Annotated in this window: 7 protein-coding genes and 1 tRNA gene; 6 read left to right on the top strand and 2 right to left on the bottom strand. The window is 63.6% G+C overall.

The features are described from left to right. Positions 1-1,470: autotransporter outer membrane beta-barrel domain-containing protein (locus ABI213_RS15940; RefSeq protein ID WP_348027814.1), on the top strand; the 1,470-nt coding region annotated here is incomplete at its 5' end. Positions 1,471-1,574: 104 nt separating this feature from the next. Here ABI213_RS15940 and ABI213_RS15945 read toward each other — a convergent pair. Continuing rightward, on the bottom strand, positions 1,575-3,017 hold the full coding sequence (locus tag ABI213_RS15945) for a hypothetical protein (protein WP_348005791.1): 1,443 nt from the start codon (positions 3,015-3,017) through the stop codon (positions 1,575-1,577). Positions 3,018-3,495: 478 nt separating this feature from the next. On the opposite strand from ABI213_RS15945, the gene dinG reads away from it, so the two are divergent. The 3 genes from dinG (at position 3,496) to ABI213_RS15960 (ending at position 7,631) form a co-directional block, all read left to right on the top strand. After that, entirely contained in the window at positions 3,496-5,589 is a 2,094-nt protein-coding gene (gene dinG / locus ABI213_RS15950; protein WP_348027816.1) for an ATP-dependent DNA helicase DinG, read from the top strand. Positions 5,590-5,617: 28 nt separating this feature from the next. After that, complete coding sequence (locus ABI213_RS15955) at positions 5,618-6,493, top strand: methylglyoxal synthase (protein WP_348027818.1); 876 nt, start codon at positions 5,618-5,620, stop codon at positions 6,491-6,493. Positions 6,494-6,578: 85 nt separating this feature from the next. Then, positions 6,579-7,631 carry a S1C family serine protease gene (locus ABI213_RS15960; RefSeq protein WP_348027820.1) on the top strand — a complete coding sequence of 351 codons (1,053 nt, stop codon included), beginning with the start codon at positions 6,579-6,581 and terminating at the stop codon, positions 7,629-7,631. 48 nt (positions 7,632-7,679) lie between these two features. Here the strand turns inward: ABI213_RS15960 and ABI213_RS15965 are convergent, their stop codons facing one another. Next, positions 7,680-8,312, bottom strand: a complete 633-nt coding sequence (locus ABI213_RS15965) for a LysE family translocator (protein ID WP_348005400.1) — start codon at positions 8,310-8,312, stop codon at positions 7,680-7,682. 113 nt (positions 8,313-8,425) lie between these two features. On the opposite strand from ABI213_RS15965, the gene ABI213_RS15970 reads away from it, so the two are divergent. Next, a tRNA-Pro gene (locus tag ABI213_RS15970) sits at positions 8,426-8,502 on the top strand. Positions 8,503-8,688: 186 nt separating this feature from the next. Then, positions 8,689-9,918: DUF3772 domain-containing protein (locus tag ABI213_RS15975; RefSeq protein WP_348027822.1), on the top strand; the 1,230-nt coding region annotated here is incomplete at its 3' end.

Raw genomic sequence — 9,918 nt, forward strand, 5'->3', positions numbered from 1 at the left:
AACGGCGCGAGGCTGACCGGCTGGATTGACCCGGTGGACCTCAGCATCGACGCAGCCAGTACCTGGACCATGACGGCCAACTCCGTCGTCAACAACGTCGACCTGGCCGGTGCCATTAAGTTTGCCGCGCCTGGCGCGCTGCCCCTGGCCACAGGGCGCACCCTGACGGCCAGCAACTGGGTCGGCAATGGCGGCACCGTGGAACTCTATACCGTGCTGGGCAACGACCTGTCGGCAACCGACCAGATCGTGATCGACGGTGGCAGCGCCTCGGGGAGCACCGGCCTGGTGATCAAGCACGGTGGCGGTACCGGTGCGCAGACCACCCAAGGTATCCGTGTGGTGGAAACCATCCACGGTGGAAGCACTGGCACAACCGCCTTTGCGCTGTCGCCTTCTTCGGACGGCTACCGGGCAGGCGTAGGCACGATCGCTTCCGGGCTGTACGACTACAACCTCCAGCGTGGCGGCAATGGTGGCGTGGCCGACGACTGGTACCTGTCGAACACGGCAACACTCCGCCCCGAAATTGGGGGATACCTGAACAACCGGATGTTCACGCAAATGATGCAGTTCCATTCCGCACACGACCGCCAAGGTCTGTCTCTGTCCCAAGTGCCGGGCGGTGTGAATGACGGCCAGAACCCGTCGAGCGACACCCCCATCTGGGGGCGGGTCGTCGCCAAGACCAGCAGCCGGGAGAGCGTGCAGTCTTTGAGTGAGACGTCCACTCTGGTGCATGCCGGTATGGATGTGGCTCGTTTCGGCCACGGTGATGGCAGCATCCGCATCGGTGTGATGGTTGCATACGGCTTTGGTCAGAGCCGTGCCGACAATGGAAAGACGAGTGCGCTTGGCACCGTCAAGGGCTCCAACCTGGGCGTGTACGGTACCTGGTACGGCGACAAGGACATGCTGTCCGGCCCGTATGTGGATGCTTGGATGATGTATGGCCGGTTCAACAATGCGGTGACCGGGCAAGGCCTACCGACCGAAAACTACAAGTCACGCAACTTGGCGGCATCGCTGGAGGTGGGGTATTCGGTTCCGCTTCATGCGAGCGGCAATACCCGCACCTTCATCGAACCGCAGGGCCAGTTGATCGTGTCGGACTACCAGGTGGATACCCACACCGAGCGTAACGGCACGGTGGTGTCCGGACAGTCGGGCACGGGGGTGACCACGCGCCTGGGCGTGCGCGTGCGCGCCGACATCAAGGACGGCAATGGCACGACACTGACGCGCCCGTTTGTGGAAGTGAACTGGTGGCATGGTCCGAGCTCGCAGTCCGTGGTGCTGGACGGTGCGACGGTGCGCGATGCGCTGCCGAGCAATCGCCTGGAGACCAAGATTGGCGTGCAAGGAAACGTGAGCAAGGCCGTGAGCATGTGGGGTTCAATCGGCTTAGAGGTTGGCGGGCACCAATACACCTCCGGCACCGCCCAAGTTGGGGTGAAGTACAGCTGGTAGGCCTCAGCAAGGCACAGTGAGACTATGTTGGCCCAGTTGCATCAGTGCCGCAACGCCCCTGACTGCTCCCCCAATGCGCCGCTGAAGAGATCGTGAAAAGGTCTTTAGGTCCGGTGAGAAATCTCCACCACCACTGCGCGTGCGGCCAGTTCCTGCACCAGCGCCTCGGCGGCCGCCCGGTTACGGGCATCCAGGTTGGCATCCCACTCGTCTAGCAGGTAGAAGCTGGCCTGGGTTTTTTGGGTGATTTCTTGCAGCGCGCGCAGTTGGCGTTCACCGGAAGAGTAACCGCTGGGCGCGGCTTCTTCGTCTTGTTCACCGCAATCATCGTCAATGGCTTCTGCTGCGGCAAACCCAAACGCCAGTTTGTCGTGTGTGGGCCAGTAAAACGCCTGCTGGCCGAGCCGGGTTTTCAGCGCCGCCAGCAAGGTGGATTTGCCCGAACCATTGCCGCCGCGCACCTGCAGGCGGCCGTTGGGCTGTTGCTGCAATAGTTGTAGCGCCTCCTGCAGGTTGGAGCAGCGCTGGGTGCCATTTTGGCTAGATAAAAGCTGGATGCGGTCAAAGGCGATGCGCTGGTCAAACGCGGCATCCACCGCGGGCCGCATGGCGTTGCAGGCGCCGCCAATGCGCGTCCACACGGCGGCCAGGTCGTTCCAGCCTGAGGCTAGGCCGTGCATGTCGCTGGACAAGGAAATTTGCCGGGGCAGGGTGGCGGCCAGGGCGACCAGCAGGCTGGTGTTGCCCACGTTGTCGCCCGCCACCCAGGCCAGGTAGGCAAACAAGGCCACCAGCGAGACGATGCCGTTGACGGTGGCCAGCCCCTCGCGGGCCAGAATCGCCCGGATCTGCGCCGCCAGCGCGTCGCGCAGCCGGGTTTTGAAGCCGCTGTGCCACAGGCGGAAGTTGTAGCGGTTGCCGCTGAAGATGTTGTCCCAGGCGCTGTAGGTGTGGGCCGTCATGCGGTTGGTGCTGCGCTGGTGGGCCAGGTAGGCGGCGGCCACCGGTGTGCGCACCAGCCATTGCAAGAGCAGCAGTACGGCGAACACGGCGGCGTAGACGAGCGGCAGGCCCGCGTCGATGGCCACGCCCAGCACGGCGGCGTTGAACAGCAGGCCAAACAGCAGCTTCAGGTCGGCTTCCAGCTCGTAGACCAGCTCAAAGAAGATGTGGAAGGCCTCGTTGGTCAGAAACGGCTCGGCGAGTTCGCGCTGGGCTTTGTCCCCCAGCAGGGTGGCCTGGCCCTGGTTGTCGCGGGCAAAGCGCAGCATGTAGCGGCCAAAGGCGCCGAACCCGGCACGCTCGGCAAAAATCCAGCTGCTGGCCCCGACGACGTACGAGGCCGACTGCACGCCCACGATCCAGGCAAAGTCGGACACCAGAAACACCTTGTCCACCATGTCGCGCCCGGCCTCGATGATCAGCCAGGTGGTGCAGGCGGCCAGCCCGGCTTCGGCCACCAGGCACAACAGCATCCAGAAAAACGGGCGGCAGAGCAGAAAGCGTAGGAAGTCGCGGTGGCGGTAGGCGGTGTGGCGGCGGTGCATAGAGGAGGGCGATGGTACATGCGGCCTAATCCTGTCACGTCCACGGCGCCCGGACTGCGCTGTGTAAGGCCTTTGTAAAGACGGCGGCTGTCACAGAAGCGCTGCGTTTGCGTCCTTAGAATCTTGACCCAATAGAAGGAGAAGGTGCTGGTTCGGGAAGTTAAGTTTTGAAAAGCTGTCAACCCCAGTGACAGCACCGCGTTCTAGAGGTGTCTGCAGGTAAATGTGAGTTGAATGCCAGACGTTTTATTTTTTCACCACCGAAAGAACACCATGTCCAAGAAAAAACACAGCAAAAAGCCAGCTAAGAAGTAATTCTTCAGCGAACTTGAAAAAAACCCGCCCCGGCGGGTTTTTTTCTGCCCGCTATATTTTCAATAGCTGCCTGCGCAGGTGCTATCTGCGCTAGAGCCCTATTTTTTATAAATCGAGGCCGTCCGTTAAACTGTAAGCCCATCCAGTCTATTGCGCCTTGCCCATGTCTCCCGAACACACCGCCCAATCCGCTCTTGCCGCGTTCGACAAAGTCGTCAGCGCCGCGGGCGACTTCCGCAGCCGCCCCGGCCAGCGGCTGATGGCCGAACGGGTGGCGCAAACCTTTGCCGAGGCCACGCTGGGCAAGATGGAGAACGAAGATGACACGCCGCTGCGGTCGATTGCCGTGATCCAGGCAGGCACGGGCGTGGGCAAATCGCTGGCCTACTGCGCCCCGGCCATTGCCGTGGCCCTGGCGCGCAAGACGCGGGTGCTGATTTCTACCGCCACGGTGGCCTTGCAAGAGCAGTTGGTCACCAAAGACCTGCCCGCGCTGGCGGCGCTGATGGACGAGCCGTTTCGCTTTGGCCTGGCCAAGGGGCGCGGGCGCTATGTGTGCAAGCTCAAGCTGTCGCGCCTGGCCGGGGAGGGCGGAGCGGACGACGACGACATGTTTGCCGACGAACTGGCCGCCGCCAGCTTTGTGCGCCACGACGAAGAAGCCCGCATGCTGCAGTACGCCAGCCTGGCCCGCGACTTGACCAGCGCCGCCTGGGATGGCGACCGCGACAACCTGGCCCAGCAGCCGGATGCCGACATCTGGCAGCCCATCGCCGCCGAGGCCAGTAGCTGCACCGGCAAACACTGCCCGGCCTTCAACGGCTGTACCTATTTCGAGAAGCGCAAAGAGCTGGTCGGCGCGCAGGTGATTGTGGCCAACCACGACCTGCTGCTGTCCACCCTGGGCACGCGCACCCTGCCCGAGCTGGACAAGTTTTCCACCGCCATGGACCTGAGCCGCCTGGGCTGGATCGACACCCTGGCCAGCCGCGCCAAGCGCATTGGCAGCCTGATGGGCGTGTCCGAGGTGGCCGACGTGGGGCGTTACGCTTCCCAGCTCAAGCAAACCCTGGAAGACATCGCCAAAACCGTGTCTACGCTGTACGCCGAGGTGCTGCGCGAGCCGCCTAGCGCCTTTGGCCCGGCCCGCGTGCGCCTGCCCAAAGGCGAGCTGCCGCCAGCCTTGGTGGAGCCGCTGGGCATGGTCAGCGTGATGGCCGAGAGCTTTTTGGGCGTGTTGAACGACATCGCCAAGGCCTTGCGCGCCGAGATGAAGGATGCGCCGAACGAGGCACGCCGCCTGTCGGTGCTGTACGCGCAACTGGGGATGCTGTCGCCGCGGCTGGAGTCGGTGCACGCCACGGCACAGCTGCTCTTGAAAGAGTCGCAACCGCCGGTCGCCAAATGGTTCACCCTGGCCGAGACCGATGGCCGGGTGCAGATCAAGGCCTGCGCCAGCCCCATCCTGCCGGGGTCCACTTTGCGCCACCAGCTCTGGGCCCAGGTGCGGGCGGCGGTCGTCACGTCGGCCACGCTCACTAGCTGCGGCGAGTTCGATTTCTTTTTGAAAGAAACCGGCCTGAAGGACGACGAAGCCACCACTACGCTGGAAGTGGTCAGCCCTTTCGACTACGCCACCCAGGGCCAGTTTGTCACCGTGCAGACCCTGGCCGACCCGCGCAATGCCAGCGCTTTTGTGGCTGAGATGGTGCTGGCCCTGGTGCGTGATCTGGCCGACGTGCAGCACGGTGCGCTGTGCCTGTTCACCTCGCGCGACCAGATGCGCCAGGCGGTGCTGGCCCTGCCGGACGCGCTGCGCCCCAAGGTGCTGGTGCAGGGCGACCTGCCGCGCATCCGCCTGATGCAGCAGCACCGCGAACGGGTGGGCGCGGGCGAGGTGTCCATCATCTTTGGCATGCAAAGCTTTGGCGAAGGCCTGGATTTGCCTGGCCAGCTGTGCGAAACCGTGTTTATCGCCAAGCTGCCCTTTGCCTCGCCCGACGACCCGGTGGGCGAATCCCGCGCCGAATGGCTGCGCGGCGTAGGCCGCGACCCGTTCAGCGAACTGGTGGTGCCCGCCACCGCCATCAAACTGGCCCAGTGGGCGGGCCGCGCTATCCGTACCGAGACGGACAAATCCTTCGTCTACTGCTACGACCGCCGCCTGAGTGACACCAGCTACGGCCAGCGCCTGCTGCAAGGCCTGCCGCCGTTTGCCCGGCTGCGCAAAGACGCACAAGGGCGCGTGTTGGCGTAAATTACAAAAAAATATTGGAGGAGACACCATGCGCTTTGGACTCATCGCCCACCGCCTGCACCGCCAGGGTTCGGACAGCAGTTTGCTGCGCTGGCTGCAAGCCGCTGAACCGGCAGTGCGCGCCCTGCATCTGGGCCTGCACGCCGTGGGCGGCACCTATGACGCGGTGGAGCGCTACGGCTTGCTGGCGCAGTTTCCGGGGCTGGTGCGCTACCCGAACGGGCATTCGGGTGGCCTCACGCGGCTGGTGTCGCACATCGTGGGCGGCGTGCAGCCGGGGCAGGCGCTGGACGGGGTGATTTTTTTAATCGACCCGGTCGATCCGTCCTCGCTTTTCCCGGAGGCGCAGGCCTTGAAGCGCCAGTGCGTGATCCACGGCAAGCCTTTCATGGCCACCGAGGCTGCCGCCTTGGAATGGCTCAAGGTAGAGAGCCTGCACGCCGGTCTGGAAGCCGCCCAGGCCCCGGGTGCGGCGTTGCTGCAGGCCATGCCTGAGCAGGTGGTGGCGCTGATCGCCCACGATGCCCTGAAGACCCAGATGGTGGAGTTTGCGGGTACGCAGTTTGACCTGCTGTCGCGCTTTGGCGAGCGGGTGGCGACCGGCACCACTGGCGGCTTGCTCAACGAGATGGCCTGGAGCCGGGGCTGGCCGCGCGACACGCCCTGGGTTACGCCTTACCGCAGCGGCCCGCTGGGCGGCGATGCGCAAATTGCTGAACGTGTGCTGGACGGCACCTGCCACAAGGTGATCTTTTTTGAAGACCCGCACGTGGCCCGCCAGCACGAGGCCGACATCCAGCTGATGGAACGCGCCGTCTGCAGCGCCAGCGAGCGCACTACCTGCATGAATTCCCCGGCCATGGCCTGGCGCTGGGCCGAAGCTTTGGGCCGTGTGGCGGGCTAAGGTATCAATATCCCCGCTCTTGTGTACGGTTTGAATTAGGCGCATTCTTGGTTGGCGGGCATCCGCCCCGCCCTAGGAGTTCACCATGCACACCGGTTTATTGCGTTGCCGTCTGCGTTCTCTGGGCGTGGGTGTGTGGGCCTTTTGGGGCTCGGCCTGTATCGCTTTGGCGGCGGTGGCACCGGCCCCTGTGGCCCAGACCACGATCGATGCCTTGTCCAGAGCCAACGCCGCCGTGGTGGGCGTGCGGGTGAACGTGGAAGAGGGCGCGCGTTCGGCGGAAACCCTGGGCCAGCGGCGCAGTGGCTCGGGCGTGGTGATCGGGCCAGACGGGCTGATTCTGACCATTGGCTACCTGATGGTGGAAGCACAGAGTATCGAGATCGTCACGCAAGACCATAAAACCCTGCCCGCGCAGGCCGTGGCCTACGACCTGGCGACTGGTTTTGGTTTGATCCGGCCGATTCTGCCTTTGCGCGGTATCCAGCCGGTGCCGTTGGGCAGCTTGCAGGCATTGCGCACCGGCGAGCCGCTGATGGCCTCCACCGGGCCGCAACCCGGCGGTGAGGATGCCGATGTGAACATGGTCCAGGTGGTCAGCCAACGGCCATTTTCTGGCTACTGGGAGTACTACATCGACAGCGCCATCTTCACCAGTCCGCCGGTGGGCAACCATTCGGGCGCGGCGGTGTTCAACCAAAAAGGCGAGCTGATGGGCATTGGCAGCCTGCTGGTGGGCGATGCTTTAGGCAGCAGTCCGCGTATGGCGGGCAATATGTTTGTACCGGTGGATTTGCTCAAACCGATTTTGGCCGAGCTGCAAAAAACCGGTAGCAGCCAGCGAAGTCACCGGCCCTGGGTCGGTTTGACCTCTAGCGAGCAGGCCGGGCGGGTGCAGATTCTGCGCGTCAGCAAAGACAGCCCTGCCGCCGAGGCGGGCCTGGAGCCCGGTGACGTGGTGCTGGCCGTGGACGGTGCCAAGGTCAGCACGTTGGAAGGCTTCTACAAAAAACTTTGGGACCACGCCCAGGCCGAGGTGGATATCCAGCTCACGGTGCTGCAAGGTGCGGACATCAAAACCATCGTGCTCAAGGCGGTGGACCGCATGAGCACCATGCGCAAACCTACGGGTATTTAAGGCCCTGGCGCAGGTGGCACCTGCGCTGGCAGCTATTAAAACGATAATCTAGGCGTGGCGGCGCACCGTGAGCAAGATGCCGCCCATGGCTGCAAACAGGCCACCGCAGACCCGGTTGATCCAGCGCACATGCGCGCTGGAAGCCAAAAAGGGCGCGATGCGTGCCGTGCCCAGCGAGCACAGTGTGAGCACCGTCATTTCCATGGACATGAAGGTGGCGGCCAAAATCGCCATTTGCGGGCCCCAAGCCGCTGCCGGGTCCAGAAACTGCGGAAAGAACGCGGCGAAGAACAGCAGCGCCTTGGGGTTGCTGGCTCCCACCATCAGGCCCTGGGCGTAGCAGGTGCGCAGCGAGGGCAGGGCGGCAGACGCGCTGCGGTCGGGGTTGAAAGCCACCGCCGGGCTGCGCCAGGTTTTGACGCCCAGGTAAATCAGGTAGGCCGCGCCGACCACTTTGAGCACGGTAAACGCGGTCTCGGATGCCGCCAACACCGCGCCCAGGCCCAGCGCCGACAACAGCATGATGCCCAGCGCCGCCGTCACACTGCCCAGGCCAGAGACAATGCCGCGCGCCCAGCCGTGCTGCAAGGCGCGGGTAATGCACATCAGCATGGTCGGGCCAGGCGACAGCACCAGCACGGATACGGCAGCCACATACAAGAGGTAGGTAGAAAGTGTCATGGACGGAGTGGGGCAGTAGAAAGTGGATGCACCATGGTAATTCAAGCTATTTGCGATTTAATCAACTGAGTGGCCAGAACCCCTGAAAACTCGTTGTAGAATACGAGGCTTGTCGGGGCGTAGCGCAGCCTGGTAGCGCATCTGGTTTGGGACCAGAGGGTCGAAGGTTCGAATCCTTTCGCCCCGACCATAGAATGAATTTAAAGCCACCAAGAGGTTTCTCCTGGTGGCTTTTTTTCGTTCCCTAACATGGCGTAATTTGCATGGCTCGGGGTGCTCGGTATCCGCGTGCATGCAAGTTGGTGAGGAATGAAATACTATGCAATTGATAGCTGCACGCGCAAACAATATGTGCGCTAGAGGCCTTTTTGGCTTAATGCTTTCGGCCTTGCTGCTGTGGGCTTTGCCGGTGTGGGCGCAGGCTCCCGACCCCGAGGTCACGCTGGACCAGTTGCGCCTGCAGGTCGAGACCATGCAGAAGGATTTGGCGAAGCCCGATCCAGAGGCGGATTTGCAGGCCTGGCGCAGCAGTGCCCTGGTGGCCCAGACCCAGGCGCAAAAGATGGCCGACGATCTTGAACCCAAGCGCACCAGTGTGCAAGCCCGCTTGGCCGAACTGGGCAAGCCGCCCACCGACAAAAAAGAAACGCCTGACATCGCCACCCTGCGCAACCAACTCGACAAAAGCAGCAATGCGCTGGATGCCCAGGTCAAGCTGGCGGGTCTGGTGGCGGTAGAGGCCGGGCAACTGGCCGACCAAATATCGGTGCAACGCCGCGCCCAGTTCCAGACCGAGCTGGGGCACCGTACGGCCTCGATTCTGGCCCCCGCATTCTGGAGTGAATTGGGCGACAACTATGCCGTCGATGCGGGCCGTTTGGGGGCGCTGGCTGGCGAACTGCTGCTGGCGCTGCGCACGGCATCGGTGGGCGTGTGGGTCGGCATGGCGGCCGCTTTGGTGCTACTGGTACTGTTGCGCCGCAAAGCCGAGGCCTGGCTGCTGCATATTGCGACCACCCGCATACCGCATGGACGTTTGCGGCGATCGCTATTTGCCGTGGTGCGCATTGTGTTGTCCGTGCTGGCCTGGGGCCTGGTGGCGGTGGTTGTGCGCAGCGGGCTGGAGTGGCGTGCCGATTTGTCGCCTTTGCCGCATGCCCTGCTGGTGCGCAGTCTGAGTCTGGCCTGTTTTGGCGGCTACGTGGTGGGCCTTGGGCGTGCGCTGCTGGCGGCCGATAGGCCCAGCTGGCGTTTGCCGGCTTTGCCGGATACGGTGGCGGTGGGACTGGCCTGGTTTCCGCTGGTGTTTGCGATCATCACCATGGCTGGCTGGCTGGTAGAGCGCCTGTATGCGCTGGTCAACGCCAGCCTGGCAACCACCGTCGCCTTGAACTGCATTTTGGCCCTGGTGCTGGGCATCACCATGGTGATTGCTGTGGGCCGGGGCGAGCGTTTGCGCCGCTTGCTGGACCGGGGCCCCGATGCCGACCGCGTACCACCGCGTCCCTTGTGGCTCGGCGTGTTGGCCGTTCTGGTATGGCTGGTGTTGGTGGCGAGTGTGGTGGCCTTGCTGCTGGGTTATGTGGCGCTGGGCAGCTTCATGGTG

The organism is Rhodoferax sp. (assembly GCF_039922535.1).
Taxonomy (GTDB): Bacteria; Pseudomonadota; Gammaproteobacteria; order Burkholderiales; family Burkholderiaceae_C; genus Rhodoferax_B.